Raw genomic sequence first — 17,312 nt, 5'->3', positions numbered from 1 at the left:
CGGTGCGCATCAATAGCTGTATTCGGGATAAATCCGGGTCAGATCGCCATTCCAGTCGCCATTGTAGTGTTCCAGCAACTCATCTGCCGGCACCTTGCCGGTGTCGATGCTTTCCTTCAACGCGTTCAGGAAATGCGTCTCATCCGGGACCAGCCCACCAGCACCAGGGCGCGCGCGGGCTTTCAAGCCCGCCTCAGAGATCGCCACAACTTCACGCGCCAGATCATGCATGTTGACATTGCCAACCTGCGCCTGAAGCCCGTCTTTGGCCGCCGCAACACGCAGCCCCTCGCGCGTTTCGGCATCCCAACCTTTGACCAGATCCCACGCTGCATCCAGCGCGGTTTGGTCATAAGTCAGCCCAACCCAGAAGGCCGGCAAGGCGCAAAGCCGTCGCCAAGGGCCACCATCCGCGCCACGCATCTCCATGAACTTCTTGATCCGCGCTTCGGGGAAGGCCGTCGTCAGGTGATCGGCCCAATCCGACAGGGTCGGCGTTTCTCCCGGCAATGCAGGCAATTCACCCTTGAGGAAATCGCGGAACGACATGCCCAGCGCGTTGATGTACTGCCCGTCGCGGTAGACAAAATACATCGGAACATCGAGCGCGTATTGGACATAGCGTTCGAATCCAAAGCCATCCTCGAACACGAAGGGCAACATGCCCGTGCGCGCATCGTCCAGATGTCGCCAGATATGGCTGCGCCAGCTTTTCTGGCCGTTCATTTTACCTTCGAAGAACGGAGAATTGGCAAACAGCGCCGTCGCTACCGGCTGCAATGCCAGCGCCACGCGCAGTTTCTGTACCATGTCGGCTTCGGACCCGAAGTCGATATTAACCTGAACGGTACACGTCCGCCGCATCATGGCGCGGCCCATGGTGCCGACTTTTTCCATATAATCGTTCATCAGCCGATACCGCCCCTTGGGCATCAGCGGCATCTGGTCATGCGTCCAGATCGGCGCCGCGCCCAGACCGATGAATCCCACACCGATCTCATCGGCGATATCCTTCACCTCGCGCAGGTGAGTATTCACCTCATCGCAGGTTTCATGGATCGTTTCCAGCGGAGCACCCGATAGCTCCAGCGCGCCACCCGGTTCAAGGCTGACATTTGCGCCGTCCTTTTCCAGACCGATCAGATGACCGGATTCACGGACCTCTCCCCAGCCGTGGCGATCCCGCAACCCCTCCAACACGGCGACAATGGATCGCTTTCCTTCAAAAGGCAGAGGTTTCAGCGTGTCCTTGCAATAGCCGAATTTCTCATGCTCGGTGCCGATGCGCCAATCTTGCTTGGGTTTGCAACCCGATTCCAGATATTCGGCCAGTTGTTCATGGCGTTCGATCGGACCGCCGCCGGACTGAGGGATGGACATGAACCGTGCTCCGATCCTGCTGTGTCTGTTTTGAAGGTCAAGTGGTGGTCGGAAATGGCGCCAGTGTCAATGCAACGGCAAATGCGCCGGGCGCGACGGTGTACGTTCCCAGATAACGACCGGATGCTGCGATTTGCCGTTGAGTTCCGACAGCATTTGCTCGGTTTTGAGGCCAGGCAGGTTTGAGAACACGTCGAACAACGCCTCGGCTCCTTCTGCATTCACAGGAATGTGAAGCGTTGGCTGGCCCGGCTGATCCAGAACCCAATGTGCGGGGTCGGAGGTCGGGTCAAGGGCCAAACGCTCAATTTCGCGGGACGCGACGATGCCGCCATCCAAGGGGCCAAGATAAGTGATCTGACCTTCATCAATCGTCACGACACCTTGCCCGCCCACACCTGTTCTGAAGCGCGCGCGCTGTATGCCGATCACGGCCAAAGCCGCTGACACGACAATCAGAAACCAGCCTATCCAGGCCAACAGTCCGCCCGGCCCGCTGATCCAGCTCAGACCAAGGATCAGGACAAAAGCCGCGACCAGAACCTCGCGCCAACGCCAAAGCGCCAGTTTTGCCTCGGGTCGGATGAAACTCATGAGAGCACCCTTTGCGGTTCCTGAAGCAAAGCGACCTTGTACCAACCCACCTGTTGGAACCCAATCGCCTCATAGGCACGGGCGGCAGGTGCGTTGTTCGCAAACAGGATCGCTGCCGCCGCGCCCTCGGATTTTGCTTTCTGCATCAATGCGGTCGTGACCCGTCGACCCAAGCCACGATTTCTGTTTTTACGTGGAACAAAAACACCACCGACCTGAATTTGGTCGTGAACCCTGGCATTTACAGACGCCATGGCAACCGGCGCGTCGCCTTCCATCAGGACAATCGCCCTGCCTGCGGTCAATTCCGCCTCGACGCGCTCTGCCGCCAGCTCACGCGCCTCTTCGCCTGCGGCCTGTCCGGTATCCTCGATGTAATCCGCGAACCAAGTGTGCAGTCTTGACCGATCCTCGGCGCGCAAATCGCGATATGGAACAGGTGCCTCAGTCAGACCTCGCAGGTCACGTCGATAAAGCGGTTCATCGTGATTCAACCGGTACTTCGCCTGCCCCAATCCCAAAGCGCCCAACGTCAGCTCGACCTGAGGTGCATCCCCCGTCATACCCAAAACGGTTTCGCCTTCGATCATCCGCGCGAAACACTCGGCAGCTTGGGTTTCGGCGTTGGGCAATTGAACCATCAGATAGCCCTTCTTGCTGAGCCCAAAGACACCCTGAACCTGATCCTCACCCCAGATGAAGTAGCGGCTGGAATATTCATTCGCATTCAACCCCACCCCGTGGGCCGCCAAATTGCTGCGCAAAAACATTGAACTGTCAGGGTAGCGGGACAGAAACCTCTCTAGCGCCGGGGCATCCGATTGAACCGCCTCTCGAATCAGGACCAATCCCCCAATGCCTGCTGCCACATGGTCAACGCGGCCACCGCCGCTGTATCCGCCCGCAGAATACGCGGGCCAAGACTGACCACATGCGCATAGGGCAAAGCCGATAGCCGTGCGCGCTCAGCGTTGGAAAACCCGCCTTCCGGGCCGATGAGAATCGCCCAGGGGCGCCCTTTTTCATTCGCTGCCAGCCGCAAGGCCGAGCCGACCTCGGCTTCGTTGCAGAACATCAACTGCCGACCTTCAGGCCAGGTCTTCAGCACGCGGTCCAGCCGCTGAAGGTCTGCCACTTCGGGCACGTAGGTTCCTCCGCATTGTTCAGCGGCTTCGACTGCATGAGCCTGAAGCCGGTCTTGCCGGATACGGTCAGCGTTGGTGAATTCGGTCTGAACTGGCAGGATGCGAGCTGCGCCCATTTCAGCGGCTTTTTCTACAATGAAGTCGGTGCGCGCCTTTTTGATCGGCGCAAACAGGAACCACAGATCGGGGGGCAGCTGCAAAGGTTTGGTCTGCCTGACACAGGTCAGAGCCCCGCCGCGTTTTCCGGACTCGGCCACCTCGGCCAGCCACTCTCCATCTTTGCCGTTAAACAGCGCCACTGCTCCGCCAACCGGCAGTCGCATGACGCCAAACAGATAGTGCGCCTGATCGCGCGTCAAAGGAACCGATTGCCCCTGACCCAAGGGCTGCTCTACATACAGTCTGATTTTCGCACTCATGAGACCTACATATGCAAGGCAATGCCCCAACACCAGATGGTCAAGTCGCCGATGCCGTCACCGGCAACTGGGTCGACACATATGCCCCAGCCTTTGCCCGACCGTATCTGCGCCTCAGCCGCGCGGACCGGCCCATCGGCACATGGCTGTTGCTGCTTCCATGTTGGTGGGGGCTGGCGCTGGCCATCCTGCATGACGGTCAACCGCGTTGGGAAGATCTGTGGATTGCCCTAGGCTGCGCATTCGGAGCTTTTTTGATGCGAGGTGCCGGTTGCACGTGGAATGACATTACAGACCGGGAATTCGACGCACAGGTTGAACGCACACGCTCGCGCCCGATACCGTCGGGGCAAGTCAGTGTCCGGCAAGCTGCGGCCTGGATGATACTGCAAAGCCTTCTGGCGCTCGGCATTCTTCTCAGCTTCAATCAGGCGGCGATTGCCATGGGTGTGTTATCTTTACTGCCGGTGACCGTTTATCCGTTTGCCAAGCGGTTTACCTGGTGGCCTCAGGTTTTTCTGGGGCTGGCCTTCAACTGGGGCGCATTACTGGCTTGGACGGCGCATAGCGGGTCGCTCGGCTGGCCTGCTGTCACGCTGTACCTGTCCGGCATCGCCTGGACTCTGTTCTATGACACGATCTATGCACATCAGGATACCGAGGATGATGAACTGGTCGGCATCAAATCCACCGCGCGCCTGTTCGGCACCGACACGGCGAAATGGCTGAAGTATTTTCTGGTCGCAACAGTATCGCTGATGGGGCTGGCCATTATTGATGCCGGGGTGCCTGACGCGTCAATTCTGGCGTTGGGGGTCGCGCTTTGCGGCCCCTGGGCCATGGGCTGGCACATGATGTGGCAATTGCGCGGGCTTGATACCGAAGACAACGCCAAGCTGCTGCTGCTGTTTCGGGCCAACCGCGATACCGGCTTTATTCCGCTGATCTTCCTTTGCGTCGCCTTGTTGCTCTGATTGCACCTGCTGAACGGGGCCTGTAAAGATCGGCGCAAACGCCTGAGGAGTGCCAAACCCAAACATGCGTCTGCCGTATTTTATCGCTGTTTCCCTGATCTTTCTTGTATCAGCCGGCCTGTCACTTCTGGCGGCCAGCTATGCTGTTACCGAGATCGAAGAATCATCGGAACTCGCTGTACGGCGCTCACTGGACCTGAAAGGACACGATTGGGCCGAGGTCGAAGCCGATGGTTTGCGGGTGGTCCTGACCGGTACAGCGCCAGATGAAGCGACCCGCTTTAACGCTCTGACCGCCGCGGGAACCGAAGTTGATACATCCCGCGTAATCGACGAAATGGAGGTTATCGCAACTTCCGCCCTCGCAGCACCGCGCTTTTCGGTAGAAATCCTGCGAAATGACAGTGAAATTTCGGTGATAGGTCTGATCCCGGCCAGTGAGAACAGGGACAAGCTGATCCAACGGCTTGGCAATCTGGACAGATCTGTTGCCATTTCGGACCTGATGGAAACAGCAGATTACCCGAAGCCCAAAGGGTGGGATGCCGCAATATCTTACGCGTTGGAGGCCCTGACCCACCTGCCCCGCGCCAAAATTTCCGCCAACCCGGATCTGGTCAGGATCACGGCAATTGCCAACAGTCAGCAAGAAAAACAAAAACTGGAACGCGACCTGACGCGTACGGCACCGCCCAGCCTGCGGGTTGGGCTGGCAATTTCAGCACCTCGCCCGGTCGTCACTCCATTTACTTTGCGTTACCTGATCGACGAAGAAGGCGGGCATTTTGACGCCTGCTCGGCGCAGGATGAGAAGGCACGTGACCGAATCGTGGCCGCCGCGAAAAACGCCGGGTTAACGGGGCCTTATTCCTGCACCATCGCCTTGGGCGAACCATCGCCACGCTGGCCAGAAGCAGCCGAGAAAAGCATTCAGGCGCTGTTCCGGATAGGCCAGGGTTCGGTCACCATGTCAGACGCGGACATTACCCTGATCGCAGCGGAGGGAACCGATCCTGCGGTGTTCGACCGGGTTGTGGGCGAGCTTGAAACCGAGCTGCCTGCGGTCTTCGCCTTGCACACCGTTTTACCTGAGCCTGAGACAACGAACCCAAATGGCCCGGTCGAGTTCTCGGCCACCCGCAGCCCTGAAGGGCTGGTGCAATTGCGCGGACGGCTGGGTGATGAAACTCTGCGCGACATGGTCGACAGCTACGCGCGCGCGGCCTTTGGATCTGATCAGGTATATACTGCCACCCGCATCGTTTCGGATCTCCCGACGGACTGGCCTGTACGTGTTCTGGCCGGTCTGGAGGCTTTGGGTCAGCTCCACAACGGCGTATTGACCGTGACACCCGATACGGTCGAACTGATCGGCCTCAGCCACGAAGAAGACGCCAAGGCCCGCATCGCAGGTCAATTGTCCGACAAGTTGGGCGAGGGGCAGGAATACACCCTGACCATCACCTATCAGCCCGCACCGGAACCCGAGGACGCCCTGCCCGACCCGGAAGTCTGCGAGGCCCAAATTGCTGAAATTCAGGCCACCAGCAAAATCGCCTTTGAGCCCGGATCGGCCACGATTGCATCAGACTCGCGCGATGTGGTGAACCAGATTGCGGATATCCTGCGCGACTGCGGTCCGATCCGTATGGAGATTCAGGGCCACACAGACAGTCAGGGCCGTGAAGAGATGAACCAACAACTCAGCCAGGCGCGGGCGCAATCCATTCTGAACGAGCTGCGCGGGCGGCGCATTCCTACCAGCAGCTACACCGCCGTGGGGTATGGGGAAACGCAACCCATCGCTGACAACGACACCGAAGAGGGTCGGGAAGAAAACCGCCGGATCGAGTTCCGTCTGATCCGCCCTGAGCCTGCTGAGGGTAGAGAAACAGGTCTTGAAACGCTTGAGGCCGAGGCTGCGACTTCCGCAGAGGACCAAACCGACACGACCGCACCAGATGCGGATGCAGGGGACCAGTAAGTTGAACAGAACAGAATTCGTCATTGTCACAGCCATTATCCTGTTCGCCGCCTTCTGCATGGGCTGGTTTGCCAACTGGTTGGCGCACCGCCTGTCCCGAGTAAGTCAAAGCGACGTTGCCGATCTGGATCGGATGAGTCAGGAGTTGCACGAGGCGGAGGAAACCCGCGATCAGGCCATCACCTATTTGCAGCAACGTGAGGCCGAATTGACAAACCAGCTAACCCAGACAGAGGCCGAGCTGGCAGCTGCTATGGATGGCCTGCGGGCCGCGCGTCAGGAGGCCGAAGAACTGCGCGGACGGATCAACAACGCGGATTAAGCATACGACCTTGCGCCACCGCCCAAGTTTGCAAGAATAAACGGTCGCTAAATCACTACCACCGGGTCAGCGCGTCTTCGTCTTCGTCTTTGGCTGCGACCCATTCCGCACCAGAGTGGGTGATTTCCTTCTTCCAGAAGGGTGCGCGAGACTTCAGATAATCCATCAGATATTCCGCTGCCTCAAACGCATCTTTACGATGCGGCGCAGCGGTCGCCACCATCATGATCCTGTCTCCCGGGGCCAGTCGGCCATGACGGTGGATCACCAGGACGTCACCCAATGACCACCGCTCCTTGGCTTCCTGGGCGATCTTGGTCAGCGCCCGTTCCGTCATACCCGGATAGTGTTCAATCTCCATCACATCCAGATCACCGCTTGCCAGGTCGCGCACAACGCCAGTGAAGGTGACAATGGCTCCGTTGGCATCATCCCCGGCGGCAAAAGCATTGGCCTCGGCGCCCAGATCGAATGCTTCCTGCTGAACAGCGATCCGCATCGCTCAACCGCCCGTCATTGGTGGAAAAAACGCCACTTCCCGAACGCCCGACAGCGAGGCGTCAAAATCCGACAACTCCTGATCCAGTGCAACGCGCAGGGCGGACAAATCGGCAAATGCCGCGGCATAGCGTTCTTCCCGCGCGCTCAACTCGGCCACCAGATCATTGACAGTGACTGCCTGCGTCTCGACTTTTTCCTTTGGCAAACCGATACGTTCGCGTACCCATGCAAAATACAGCACATCCATCCCTCAGATCTCCTTCAGATGTGGCATGGCTTTACGTAGGTAATCATAGCCGGTGATCAATGTCAGCGTCGCCGCAATCCACAGCAACCACAGCCCGATCTGGCCTGCCCAGAACATACCATGGATGTTCCAGCGCAGGTGATTCACATCTTCAACCTGGCCCGCGATAATCTGTTCTACCAGCGCGGCGTCCATGCCGAAACTCGCCATCACGGCATAGTGTTCAAAGATGCCCTGCGAGAACAGCACGGCGATGGCGATCATCTGCGCTGTAGTTTTCCACTTGGCCAGCTTTGTAACCTTCAGCGTCCCCGCCACATCGCCCAGATATTCGCGCAGGCCCGAGACAAAAACCTCGCGGAACAGGATCACGGTGGCGGGTAGCACCAGCCATGGCGTCCAGTGTTCGGTCGAATAGCCAACCAGAATCATCAGCGCGATCACCACCATTGCCTTGTCGGCAATCGGATCCAGCATCGCGCCCATCTTGGTTTCCTGTTTCCACGCACGGGCCAGATAGCCATCAAACCAATCGGTGATCGCCGCCGAAAGAAACAGGATCAAAGCGAACCAGTCCGCATAGGGCCGGGTGAAGTACAAAAACATTACGGCCAGACCGGGCGCAGCCAGCAGGCGTAGAACCGTCAGGATATTGGGCAAATTCCACTTCATGGCTTGGACCCTATATCGCCGGTTCAAGACAGAAAAGACAAACCGGTAAAAAACTACATCACTCACAACAGCTTGGTCAAAGCGCCGCAGGTCCGACGCTTTGCGCCTCGTGCACTTGGCGTTTCACGTCTTTGCAGTCAGATTGCCCGTCGACTGCAAAGTGGAACGTTCAGGATGACAGCGCATATTCAAACCGACGCCCGATCGAACATGGTCGGCAGCCTGTGGATGGTGGCCGCAATGGCGGGCTTTGCGTTGGAGGATGCGTTGCTGAAAGCAGCATCGACCGCGCTTCCGATCTGGCAGGTTCTGGTTCTGTTCGGGACTGGCGGGTCCGTAATCTTTGCGGCACTGGCGTCGGCTCGCGGAAAACGTCTGATACACCCAGACGTTCTATCCCGCCCGATGAAAGTTCGGGTGCTGTTCGAAGTCTTTGGTCGGCTGTTCTATGTGCTCGCCATCGCGTTGACGCCCTTGTCCTCGGCCACCGTGATCTTGCAAGCAACGCCTTTGGTTGTGGTCGCAGGCGCGGCGTTATTCTTTGGTGAAGCGGTTGGTTGGCGGCGATGGAGCGCGATTTTTGTCGGTATGATCGGCGTCGTCGTTATTCTGCAACCGACCGGGGACAGTTTTTCACTGCTGTCGATACTGGCCGTGTTGGGTATGTTAGGGTTCGCAGGGCGTGATCTGGCCAGCCGTGCGGCCCCTGCCACGCTTGGAACCGAAGTTCTGGGGTTTTATGGTTTCCTCAGCATTATCGTTGCGGGCCTTGCCTATCGGGTGTGGGAAGGCGCACCCATGACACCGGTTAGCACGCACACCAGCCTGCATCTGACGGGCGCGGTTCTGATGGGCGTCATGGCCTATGCCGCGCTCATGAACGCAATGCGCACGGGTGAAGTGTCTGCCGTGACCCCGTTCCGCTATACGCGACTGCTGTTCGGTATCGGGTTGGGTATCGCCCTGTTCGGCGAAAGCCTGGACCGTACTATGTGGGTCGGCAGCGCGCTTATTGTGGCTTCGGGCCTCTATATCCTGTGGCGGGGGCGACAGGTCTAACCCTTGTCGTGGAAGAAATCATAGACTTTCTGAGCCAATCCGGCCGAGATTCCCTCGACCGCTTTCAGGTCTGCCAGATTGGCCCGGCTTACCGCTTTGGCGCTGCCGAAGTGAGTCAGCAAGGCGCGCTTGCGTGCAGCCCCGACGCCCGGAATTTCATCCAGCGGCGTGGCACCAACAGCCTTGGCGCGTTTCGCACGGTGGGTGCCAATGGCAAAACGGTGCGCCTCGTCCCTTAGCCGTTGAATAAAGTACAAGACCGGATCGTTGCGTTTTAGGGCAAAGGGGCGCTGGCCGATCCGGTGAAACTCTTCCTTGCCGTGGTCACGGTCGACCCCTTTGGCAACACCGACCATCGGAATGTCTTCGACCCCGTGGGCCTGCATGATCTCGTGCACGGCGCTGACTTGTCCGGCACCGCCATCGATCAGCAGCAGGTCGGGCCAAAGCCCTTTATCCCGATCCGGGTCTTCTTTTTGCAGGCGGGTGAAGCGACGGTTCAGAACCTCTTTCATCATGCCGAAATCATCACCCGGCGTCAGGTCGTCGCCACGAATGTTGAACTTGCGATAGGCGTTTTTCATGAACCCGTCGGGCCCTGCCACGATCATACCACCCACCGCGTTAGTGCCTTGGATATGAGAGTTATCGTAGACCTCAATCCGTCCCGGTGGACTATCCAGATCAAACGCCTCTGCCACCCCGCGCAGCAACTTGGCCTGCGTGGCGCTTTCCGACATGCGCCTGGCCAGAGACTCTCGCGCATTGCGCAAGGCACCTGCAACCAGTTCCTGTTTCTCACCACGCAGCGGGACAAGGATTTCGACTTTGCGCCCGGCTTTCTCGGACAAAGCCTCCTGCATCAGATCGGCGTTTTCGATCCCGTCCGACAAGATCAACTGCCGTGGTGGTTCCTTGTTGTTGTAGAACTGGCCAAGGAAAGCCTCCATCACTTCGGCATGTGATACATCCGGGCCAACACGCGGATAAAAGTCCTTGTTGCCCCAGTTCTGGTTGGCCCGGATGAAGAATACCTGAACACAGGCTTGCCCGCTGTCCATATAAAGGCCGATCACATCCGCCTCGGTCACGCCACGAGGGTTGATGCCTTGCGCGGTCTGTACCTGCGTCAGCGCCCGGATGCGGTCGCGCAGACCGGCGGCGCGTTCGAACTCCATAGCCTCGGACGCGGCCATCATCTGTTCAGCCAGTTCCTCCTGCACCTTGGTCGAGCGCCCCGACAGGAAACGTTCTGCATCCTTGACGCTTTCACTGTAATCCTGCTCCGAAATCAAACCGACACACGGCCCGGAACACCGTTTGATCTGATAAAGCAGACAGGGCCGCGTGCGGCTGTCGAACATGGAATCCGAACAGTTGCGCAGCAGGAATGCCTTTTGCAGCTGGTTCAATGTGCGGTTTACAGCACCCGCGCTGGCAAATGGTCCGAAATAGGCGCCTTTTTCCTTCTTCGCCCCACGGTGTTTTTTGATCTGCGGAAAGTCATGATCCTTGGCGACCAGGATGTTCGGAAAGCTTTTGTCGTCCCGCAGCAGCACATTGTATTTCGGTTTAAGCTGCTTGATCAGGTTCTGCTCCAGCAGCAGCGCCTCAGTTTCCGTTCTTGTGGTCAGAAACATCATCGAAGCGGTCGAGGAAATCATCTTCTCGATCCGGCCCGAGTGACCCGGCCTTGTATAGTTCGACACCCGCGCCTTCAGGTTTCGCGCCTTGCCCACGTATAAAACCCGACTGTCAGCATCCAGCATCCGGTACACCCCGGGCGAGCTGTCCAGCGTCTTTGCATAGCGCTGAATGCAGGCATAACCGGTCAGGGACGATTCACTGTGGGTAGTCATGGGATTCCGATATGATTCTCTTTTACTGGCTGCAATCTTGCGGGCTTCAGATCAAGAGAAAACAAATCCACGATTCCTGTGGATAAGTGTGAAGATAAGTTTTCACAGCCTTAGAATTTCCCTTGTTTCATTACCACTTCATTAACATGCACAAAAAATAGGCACATTATCAAGATGCTGATTTTTAACGATATTTTTTCACACATTTAGCAAGTGTATGAAAAAAAAGACATTTTTGTAACACGCAGGTAACACAAACGTGCGCGGTGCAAAACTTGCAGCGATATTGCTTATTCAACTCCCAGAACATCCGGTGTTTTCCACCCCAGGTGCTGACCGCCATCCACGCATATCATTTGCCCCGTTACTGCGTGTGCATCCAGAAAATATCCCAAGGCGGCGGTGATATCCGACGGATTTGACCCGCGTTCCAGAACAGTATTCGTTCGTTGCGCCTGGAAATGCTCAGCGCTTTGACGATGCCCCTGCACCGTCGGTCCGGGGCCAATGGCATTGACCCGGATTGCCGGGGACAGCGCCTGTGCCGAGGTACGGGTCAGCGTCCATAGCCCCATTTTGGCGATGGTGTAAGACATGAACTCGGGTGTCAGCTTGCGTACACGCATGTCCACCATGTTGATGATCAGACCGGTCGCAAGGGGTTCGCCATTTTCGTCCGTGTCCGGGGCCAGCCCCTGCCCGGCCATGGCTTGGGTCAAAACGAACGGTGCCCGCAGGTTGCTGTCGAGATGGCGGTCCCAGCTTTGGCGCGTCGCAGTGTGAACGCTGTCATATTCAAAGATCGAGGCGTTGTTCACCAGACAGGTGATCGGCCCGCCCAGAGCCTCGGCTGCTTTGGGCAGCAGATCCTGCACCTCTGCCTCATCCAGCAGATCAGCCTGCAATGCCACTGACCGTCGGCCCATAGCCTGTACCTCCGCCACAGTCTCGTGCGCGGGGCGTTCTGAGGACGCATAATGAACGGCGACATCATATCCACGACCTGCCAGATAAAGCGCCATGGCCCGACCCAGACGAATACCGGCACCGGTCACTAAAGCTCGGGTCATGCTTCACCTCGTTTTGTCAGATCACACCAGCAATACAGTGACATAAAGCGCATAAAGGAAGGTCAGCACCAGCCCCCAACCGCGAGAGATATCCTGCTTGAAAACAACAAAAGGAACCAGAAGCAGCGATGCGCCCAGCATGACCCAAAGGTCAAAATGCAGGAAACCGGGATCAACCGGGATACGCCCGAACCAGGTTGCGATCCCGATAATGGCCAGAAGATTGAACATGTTCGAGCCAATCACGTTGCCAAGGGCCACATCGGCCTGTCGGCGCAAAGCGGCCATCACGGTTGTCGCCAGTTCAGGTAAAGACGTTCCAACCGCAATCAGAGTCAGACCGATAACCGTTTCACTGACACCATATGTCCGGGCGATGACCGTCGCATTTTCCACCAGCAGGTGCGCCCCCATAGGAAGGCCCACAAGGCCGAGGATCAGGTAAACCGATACCTTCCAGTAAGGCATGTCAGGATCGGCTTCTTCCAGACCTTCAAGGTCGTCGTCATCGGCACAGGCTTCGCCACAGGCCTTGCGGTGCGCCTTTGCTTCACGAAACGCATTCATCAGAACCAGGCCCAAAGCCGCCAGCAGGATCAGGCCGCTGACGACGGTGAATGTTCCACAAAACGCCAACCCTATGAACAGGGCCGTCGCCATCAGCATGAAGGCATAGTTCCTACGGCTGTCGCATTCGCTGGTATGGATCGTTGCCAGCATCGCAGGAAGACCAAGAACCAACAGGATGTTGGCAGTGTTTGATCCGACAACATTGCCTAGCGCAATACCCGGCGCGTGTTCCTTGACGGCGCTGATAGCAATCAGCAACTCGGGCGCGGACGTGCCGAAGGCCACAATCGTAAGGCTGACGATCAGAGCCGGAACACCTAAACGCAGGCTCAGGTTCACTGCGCCACGCACCAAGGCATCGCCTGCCAGCAACAGGATCAACAAGCCAAGACCAGACAGCAGCCACGTGGTGATCAAGCCCGGCCTCCTTTTTCACAGGCACAAGGGCCTTTTCCGATGCGATAGCGACCGCATCGCGGACATTTCGCCGAACTTAGCTTCTTTTGCCCAGGAAACCGCAGCTTGCCGAACATTGCCAATACGCCCATTGCGATCAGAAAAAGAGTGACAGCCTTTAAGATCACGTCACAAACCGAAACGCGCGTAGGCTGCCCGCTCCTCTAACCCTGCGATAGCATCCTGCGCCAGGCTGGCCCCAAACCGGGTCCAGATCGGTTTTTTCACGCCATAGCGGCGAAATTTGACCTTGTCACCGAAACGGTCCTGCACCTTTGGCTTCAGATGGGCGATGCCGTCGATAAGCCCCAGTTCCTGCGCGCGACGCGCCAGCCAGACCTCGCCCGTAAACAGATCAGCTTCCTGATTCAGCTTGTCCCCGCGCCGATCTTTGACATGCGCAATGAAATTCTCGTGGATATCGCCCAATAACCCTTGCAGGCGGGCTACATCCTCTTTCTTTTCCGGTGAAAACGGGTCGAGCATGGACTTCGATTTCCCGGCGGTATGGACCCGCCGCTCAAATCCCTGCCGCGCCAGAAAGACATGCGCGCCAAATCCAGCCGAGATCACACCGATCGATCCCAGTACAGAACTGTCATCGGCCCAGATCTCATCCGCTGCGGCGGCCAGCCAATACCCACCGGATGCAGCGACGTCTTCGACAAAAGCGATGACCGGCACGTCCAGTTCTTCGGACAAACGCCGAATGCGCGCACCGATCATTGAACTTTGGACAGGGGATCCGCCCGGTGAATTGATCTCAAGCGCCACGGCCGCAGGTTTTCCCTTGCGAAAGGCTTTCTCGAGAACCGGCGCAAGCGTGGCGTCGTTCAAGGACCCGCGACCGGCCATTCCAATGGCGCCGGACAGGCGGACAACGGCCACACAAGGGTGTTTTTTGACGAACGGCAGGCTGAGCTTCATGGGTGCCGATGTAGAGTGCCACCAACCCGTAAACAAGAGACTCTTCGAACCTTGAACGCGACGTGAACCAAATTCACACACTCAATGGGCAAAAATGCAACGCCCCGGTGCGGGTTAGCTGCGAATGCGCCAGCCAGTTTTGAAGATCCAGCCAATGACCGCCAGACACACCCCAGTAAAGGCTATGATGGCCAGCAAACTCAGGGCGATGGGCACATCCGCAAGCCCGAAAAACGACCAGCGAAACCCCGAAATCAGATAGACGACCGGATTGAACAACGTGATCGTCTGCCACAGAGGCGGCAGCATCGAGATTGAATAAAACGTACCGCCAAGGAAGATAAGCGGCGTGACCACAAGCTGCGGCACCAATGACATCTGTTCAAAATTACTGGCCCATATCCCGATGATAAAACCCAGCAACGAGAAGCTGAGACATGACAGGATCAAGAACGCCGCCATGGCAAAGGGATGTTCGATCCGTATGTCGACGAAAAAGGTCGACGTGGCCAGAATGACCAACCCCACGAACAGCGCTTTGGTGGCCGCCGCACCGACATACCCAATCACGATTTCGATAAAATTCACCGGCGCCGACAACAGCTCGTAGATGGTGCCCAGAAACTTTGGGAAATAAATTCCGAAAGACGCGTTCGAGATCGAAAGCATCACCACAGACAGCATGATCAAGCCCGGGACGATGAACGCGCCGTAGGATACACCCTCGACCTCCTGAACTCGACTGCCGATGGCGGTGCCAAATACCACGAAATACAGCGAAGTGGAAAGAACCGGTGACAGGAAGCTTTGCGCCAGGGTGCGAAAGAAGCGGGCCATTTCGAACCGGTAGATTGCAGCGATTGCGGTCCAGTTCATGCCGCCTCTCCGGATACCAGATTGACAAATATCTCCTCCAGGCTCGATTGCCGTGTCTGCACATCGCGCAACACCAGTCCGGCCTGCGACACGTCATTCAACAGGGTCGTTATCCCCGTGCGATCCGCATGGGTATCGTAGGTATAGATCAGGCTATCCCCCGCGCCGTTGAGGGTCAGATTGTGGCTGGCCAAATCATCGGGAATCTTGGCGATTGGCTCGGTGAGCATGACGACAATCTGCTTTTTGCCCATCTGCGCCATAAGCGTGTCTTTGTCCTGCACCAAAAGCAACTCACCCTTGTCGATGACGCCGACGCGATCCGCGATGGCTTCTGCCTCTTCGATATAGTGGGTGGTCAGAATGATGGTGACACCGTCCCGTTTCAGCTCTGCTACGATTTCCCACATATCCTTGCGCAGCTCGACATCCACACCTGCCGTCGGTTCATCCAGAAACAAAACACGTGGTTCATGCGCCAAGGCCTTGGCGATCAGCACGCGGCGTTTCATGCCGCCCGACAACTCCTTGATGGGGTTCTTGCGCTTGTCCCATAGCGAAAGCTTGCGCAGAATGCCCTCGATCCGGGCGTTGTCTTTGCCCAGCCCAAACAACCCGCGTGACAGCCGAACTGTGTTCCAGACCTTTTCAAACGGTTCCAGCGCGATCTCTTGCGGGACAAGCCCGATCATCCTGCGCGCTGCGCGATAGTCCGACTGAATGTCGTGCCCGCCGACTGAGACCGTGCCGGATGTTGGCGTGGTTATTCCACAGATCGTCGAGATCAGAGTGGTTTTTCCCGCCCCATTCGGCCCCAGAAGCGCAAGAATTTCGCCTTCTTCAATGTCCAGAGACACACCTTTCAGCGCCTCGAACCCATCGGCGTAGGATTTGCGCAGATCTCTGATGGATAAAATGGTCGTCATATCCGCTCCCCGTTCTGGCCCAAACCCTATCGCCCCGAACACAGGGATAACAGGCCCATTCCGCACCATGTGATGAACAACTGCCAAAAGGAAGACCGCCCGCGCCAGCAATCATCCGGCTTGCAATCCCGACACCAGCCAGCAAACTCTGCCGGGAATGGAGGGCCCTGATGCTGAACGGAATACGTGTTGTCGAACTTGAAGGTCTGGGTCCCGGCCCGTTTGGAGCCATGTTTCTGGCAGATCTTGGCGCTGACGTGATAACAATCCATCGCAAAGGGGGCGCCACGACACCGGGCATGCCGGAACGTTCCCTGCTGGATCGGGGCAAAAGATCCATCGCACTTGATCTGAAGGACGCCAATGATCTGGAGACCGCGCTTCGCCTTATTGACACAGCCGATGCGCTGATCGAAGGATTCCGCCCTGGTGTGATGGAAAAACTGGGGCTCGGGCCCGATGTCTGCCTGACCCGCAATCCAAAACTGGTCTATGGGCGCATGACGGGCTGGGGGCAGGATAGCCCGCTGGCCGACACGGCTGGGCATGACCTGAATTACATCGCCCTGTCCGGGGCGCTCTGGTATGCATCACGTCCCGGCCAAGAACCGCAGACCCCGCCAACTTTGGTGGGTGATATCGGCGGTGGGGCCATGTATCTTGTGGCAGGCGTTCTGGCAGGGCTCATCAATGCGCAACGCACCGGTGTAGGTACCGTCGTTGACGCGGCAATCTATGACGGCTCGGCCCATATGATGAACCTATTGATGACAATGCGCCAAACCGGCAACCTGTCTGAAACCCGGGGTCAAAGCCTGTTGGACGGTCCCCACTGGAGCAGCACCTACGCCTGCGCCTGCGGTGGTTTTATTTCCGTTCAATGCCTCGAACCAAAATTCTACATGCAATTTCTGAGCTTAATGGGCCTCACAAACGATACCGAGTTTCAACGGCAATACGACCGTAATCTATGGCCTTCGCTTTCACGCCGTCTGACCGATATTTTCGCCAGTCAACCACGCGACCATTGGGAGGCCCTGTTTCGAGGAACAGATGCCTGCGTTGCCCCAGTTCTCAGCCCGGACGAAGCCCGCTCACACCCGATGAACACCCATCGCAACTGCTGGCAGGATTTTGACGGCGCATTTCAGGCCGCCGCCGCCCCACGGTTTTCAGGCCATGACTGGACCCCGAAACCCAGCCCCATGCGCGGCGAGCATACCAAGGACATCCTCGCAGAGCTCGACAGCCTGCGCTGATCCGCACTTCATCTGGCCCAAAATATCCCGGGGGATGAATTGGCCGCAGGCCAAGAAGGGGGCTGGCCCCCT

General features: G+C 57.6%; 18 protein-coding genes. 5 read left to right on the top strand and 13 right to left on the bottom strand.

The window, feature by feature from the left end; genetic code table 11:
* Nucleotides 1–9: 9 nt before the first annotated feature.
* From ACR0BZ_RS06515 to ACR0BZ_RS06500, 4 genes are all read right to left on the bottom strand, one after another.
* Nucleotides 10–1,380 (bottom strand): glutamate--cysteine ligase, encoded by a 1,371-nt coding sequence (locus ACR0BZ_RS06515; RefSeq protein WP_480919785.1) that lies wholly within the window; start codon nucleotides 1,378–1,380, stop codon nucleotides 10–12.
* A gap of 66 nt (nucleotides 1,381–1,446) precedes the next feature.
* Complete coding sequence (locus ACR0BZ_RS06510; protein ID WP_480558732.1) at nucleotides 1,447–1,974, bottom strand: hypothetical protein; 528 nt, start codon at nucleotides 1,972–1,974, stop codon at nucleotides 1,447–1,449.
* Entirely contained in the window at nucleotides 1,971–2,744 is a 774-nt protein-coding gene (locus ACR0BZ_RS06505; protein ID WP_480919784.1) for a GNAT family N-acetyltransferase, read from the bottom strand. The genes ACR0BZ_RS06510 and ACR0BZ_RS06505 overlap by 4 nt, the downstream gene beginning before the upstream one ends.
* A 68-nt stretch (nucleotides 2,745–2,812) precedes the next feature.
* Nucleotides 2,813–3,538, bottom strand: coding sequence for a 16S rRNA (uracil(1498)-N(3))-methyltransferase (locus ACR0BZ_RS06500; protein ID WP_480919783.1), 726 nt, complete (start codon nucleotides 3,536–3,538; stop codon nucleotides 2,813–2,815).
* 11 nt (nucleotides 3,539–3,549) lie between these two features.
* On the opposite strand from ACR0BZ_RS06500, the gene ubiA reads away from it, so the two are divergent.
* From ubiA to ACR0BZ_RS06485, 3 genes are all read left to right on the top strand, one after another.
* Nucleotides 3,550–4,512 (top strand): 4-hydroxybenzoate octaprenyltransferase, encoded by a 963-nt coding sequence (gene ubiA, locus ACR0BZ_RS06495; protein WP_480919782.1) that lies wholly within the window; start codon nucleotides 3,550–3,552, stop codon nucleotides 4,510–4,512.
* A 64-nt stretch (nucleotides 4,513–4,576) separates the two neighbouring features.
* Nucleotides 4,577–6,496, top strand: coding sequence for an OmpA family protein (locus ACR0BZ_RS06490; protein WP_480919781.1), 1,920 nt, complete (start codon nucleotides 4,577–4,579; stop codon nucleotides 6,494–6,496).
* Between the two features lies 1 nt (nucleotide 6,497).
* Nucleotides 6,498–6,818, top strand: a complete 321-nt coding sequence (locus tag ACR0BZ_RS06485; protein ID WP_267365430.1) for a hypothetical protein — start codon at nucleotides 6,498–6,500, stop codon at nucleotides 6,816–6,818.
* Between the two features lie 55 nt (nucleotides 6,819–6,873).
* Here ACR0BZ_RS06485 and ACR0BZ_RS06480 read toward each other — a convergent pair whose 3' ends face one another.
* The 3 genes from ACR0BZ_RS06480 to pgsA are packed head-to-tail and all read right to left on the bottom strand — an operon-like array spanning nucleotide 6,874 to nucleotide 8,238.
* Nucleotides 6,874–7,317, bottom strand: coding sequence for a molybdenum cofactor biosynthesis protein MoaE (locus ACR0BZ_RS06480; RefSeq protein ID WP_480494390.1), 444 nt, complete (start codon nucleotides 7,315–7,317; stop codon nucleotides 6,874–6,876).
* A 3-nt stretch (nucleotides 7,318–7,320) separates the two neighbouring features.
* On the bottom strand, nucleotides 7,321–7,566 hold the full coding sequence (gene moaD, locus ACR0BZ_RS06475) for a molybdopterin converting factor subunit 1 (RefSeq protein WP_209506660.1): 246 nt from the start codon (nucleotides 7,564–7,566) through the stop codon (nucleotides 7,321–7,323).
* 3 nt (nucleotides 7,567–7,569) lie between these two features.
* A complete protein-coding gene (pgsA, locus tag ACR0BZ_RS06470) occupies nucleotides 7,570–8,238 on the bottom strand; it encodes a CDP-diacylglycerol--glycerol-3-phosphate 3-phosphatidyltransferase (RefSeq protein ID WP_480482997.1) in 669 nt (222 codons plus the stop codon).
* Nucleotides 8,239–8,412: 174 nt separating this feature from the next.
* On the opposite strand from pgsA, the gene ACR0BZ_RS06465 reads away from it, so the two are divergent.
* Nucleotides 8,413–9,297 carry a DMT family transporter gene (locus tag ACR0BZ_RS06465; RefSeq protein ID WP_480919780.1) on the top strand — a complete coding sequence of 295 codons (885 nt, stop codon included), beginning with the start codon at nucleotides 8,413–8,415 and terminating at the stop codon, nucleotides 9,295–9,297.
* Here the strand turns inward: ACR0BZ_RS06465 and uvrC are convergent.
* From uvrC to ACR0BZ_RS06435, 6 genes are all read right to left on the bottom strand, one after another.
* Nucleotides 9,294–11,156, bottom strand: coding sequence for an excinuclease ABC subunit UvrC (gene uvrC, locus ACR0BZ_RS06460; RefSeq protein ID WP_480919779.1), 1,863 nt, complete (start codon nucleotides 11,154–11,156; stop codon nucleotides 9,294–9,296). The genes ACR0BZ_RS06465 and uvrC overlap by 4 nt on opposite strands.
* Before the next feature lie 290 nt (nucleotides 11,157–11,446).
* The gene (locus ACR0BZ_RS06455; RefSeq protein ID WP_480919778.1) at nucleotides 11,447–12,226 is read right to left on the bottom strand and encodes an SDR family oxidoreductase; all 780 of its coding nucleotides are present in this window, start codon (nucleotides 12,224–12,226) and stop codon (nucleotides 11,447–11,449) included.
* A gap of 21 nt (nucleotides 12,227–12,247) precedes the next feature.
* Complete coding sequence (locus ACR0BZ_RS06450; RefSeq protein ID WP_267365434.1) at nucleotides 12,248–13,210, bottom strand: calcium/sodium antiporter; 963 nt, start codon at nucleotides 13,208–13,210, stop codon at nucleotides 12,248–12,250.
* A gap of 171 nt (nucleotides 13,211–13,381) precedes the next feature.
* Complete coding sequence (locus tag ACR0BZ_RS06445) at nucleotides 13,382–14,179, bottom strand: S49 family peptidase (RefSeq protein ID WP_480482989.1); 798 nt, start codon at nucleotides 14,177–14,179, stop codon at nucleotides 13,382–13,384.
* Between the two features lie 114 nt (nucleotides 14,180–14,293).
* Complete coding sequence (locus ACR0BZ_RS06440; RefSeq protein ID WP_480506637.1) at nucleotides 14,294–15,055, bottom strand: ABC transporter permease; 762 nt, start codon at nucleotides 15,053–15,055, stop codon at nucleotides 14,294–14,296.
* Nucleotides 15,052–15,981, bottom strand: a complete 930-nt coding sequence (locus ACR0BZ_RS06435) for an ABC transporter ATP-binding protein (protein ID WP_480869882.1) — start codon at nucleotides 15,979–15,981, stop codon at nucleotides 15,052–15,054. Before ACR0BZ_RS06435 ends, ACR0BZ_RS06440 begins: the two co-directional genes overlap by 4 nt.
* 170 nt (nucleotides 15,982–16,151) lie before the next feature.
* Here ACR0BZ_RS06435 and ACR0BZ_RS06430 point away from each other — a divergent pair, with 170 nt between their 5' ends.
* On the top strand, nucleotides 16,152–17,240 hold the full coding sequence (locus ACR0BZ_RS06430; RefSeq protein ID WP_480919777.1) for a CaiB/BaiF CoA transferase family protein: 1,089 nt from the start codon (nucleotides 16,152–16,154) through the stop codon (nucleotides 17,238–17,240).
* Nucleotides 17,241–17,312 lie beyond the last annotated feature (72 nt).

The sequence above is a fragment of the Ruegeria sp. P8 genome (assembly GCF_056534665.1).
The sequence above is the reverse complement of the archived record's forward strand: the minus strand, read 5'-3'. Positions and strand labels throughout refer to the sequence as shown.

Excerpts from the sequence above, each read along its gene's own strand:
- ACR0BZ_RS06515 (WP_480919785.1), bottom strand. The coding sequence starts at position 1,380 with ATGTCCATCCCTCAGTCCGGCGGCGGTCCGATCGAACGCCATGAACAA.
- ACR0BZ_RS06510 (WP_480558732.1), bottom strand. The coding sequence starts at position 1,974 with ATGAGTTTCATCCGACCCGAGGCAAAACTGGCGCTTTGGCGTTGGCGC.
- ACR0BZ_RS06505 (WP_480919784.1), bottom strand. The coding sequence starts at position 2,744 with ATGTTTTTGCGCAGCAATTTGGCGGCCCACGGGGTGGGGTTGAATGCG.
- ACR0BZ_RS06500 (WP_480919783.1), bottom strand. The coding sequence starts at position 3,538 with ATGAGTGCGAAAATCAGACTGTATGTAGAGCAGCCCTTGGGTCAGGGG.
- ubiA (WP_480919782.1), top strand. The coding sequence starts at position 3,550 with ATGCAAGGCAATGCCCCAACACCAGATGGTCAAGTCGCCGATGCCGTC.
- ACR0BZ_RS06490 (WP_480919781.1), top strand. The coding sequence starts at position 4,577 with ATGCGTCTGCCGTATTTTATCGCTGTTTCCCTGATCTTTCTTGTATCA.
- ACR0BZ_RS06480 (WP_480494390.1), bottom strand. The coding sequence starts at position 7,317 with ATGCGGATCGCTGTTCAGCAGGAAGCATTCGATCTGGGCGCCGAGGCC.
- moaD (WP_209506660.1), bottom strand. The coding sequence starts at position 7,566 with ATGGATGTGCTGTATTTTGCATGGGTACGCGAACGTATCGGTTTGCCA.
- pgsA (WP_480482997.1), bottom strand. The coding sequence starts at position 8,238 with ATGAAGTGGAATTTGCCCAATATCCTGACGGTTCTACGCCTGCTGGCT.
- ACR0BZ_RS06465 (WP_480919780.1), top strand. The coding sequence starts at position 8,413 with ATGACAGCGCATATTCAAACCGACGCCCGATCGAACATGGTCGGCAGC.
- uvrC (WP_480919779.1), bottom strand. The coding sequence starts at position 11,156 with ATGACTACCCACAGTGAATCGTCCCTGACCGGTTATGCCTGCATTCAG.
- ACR0BZ_RS06455 (WP_480919778.1), bottom strand. The coding sequence starts at position 12,226 with ATGACCCGAGCTTTAGTGACCGGTGCCGGTATTCGTCTGGGTCGGGCC.
- ACR0BZ_RS06445 (WP_480482989.1), bottom strand. The coding sequence starts at position 14,179 with ATGAAGCTCAGCCTGCCGTTCGTCAAAAAACACCCTTGTGTGGCCGTT.
- ACR0BZ_RS06440 (WP_480506637.1), bottom strand. The coding sequence starts at position 15,055 with ATGAACTGGACCGCAATCGCTGCAATCTACCGGTTCGAAATGGCCCGC.
- ACR0BZ_RS06435 (WP_480869882.1), bottom strand. The coding sequence starts at position 15,981 with ATGACGACCATTTTATCCATCAGAGATCTGCGCAAATCCTACGCCGAT.
- ACR0BZ_RS06430 (WP_480919777.1), top strand. The coding sequence starts at position 16,152 with ATGCTGAACGGAATACGTGTTGTCGAACTTGAAGGTCTGGGTCCCGGC.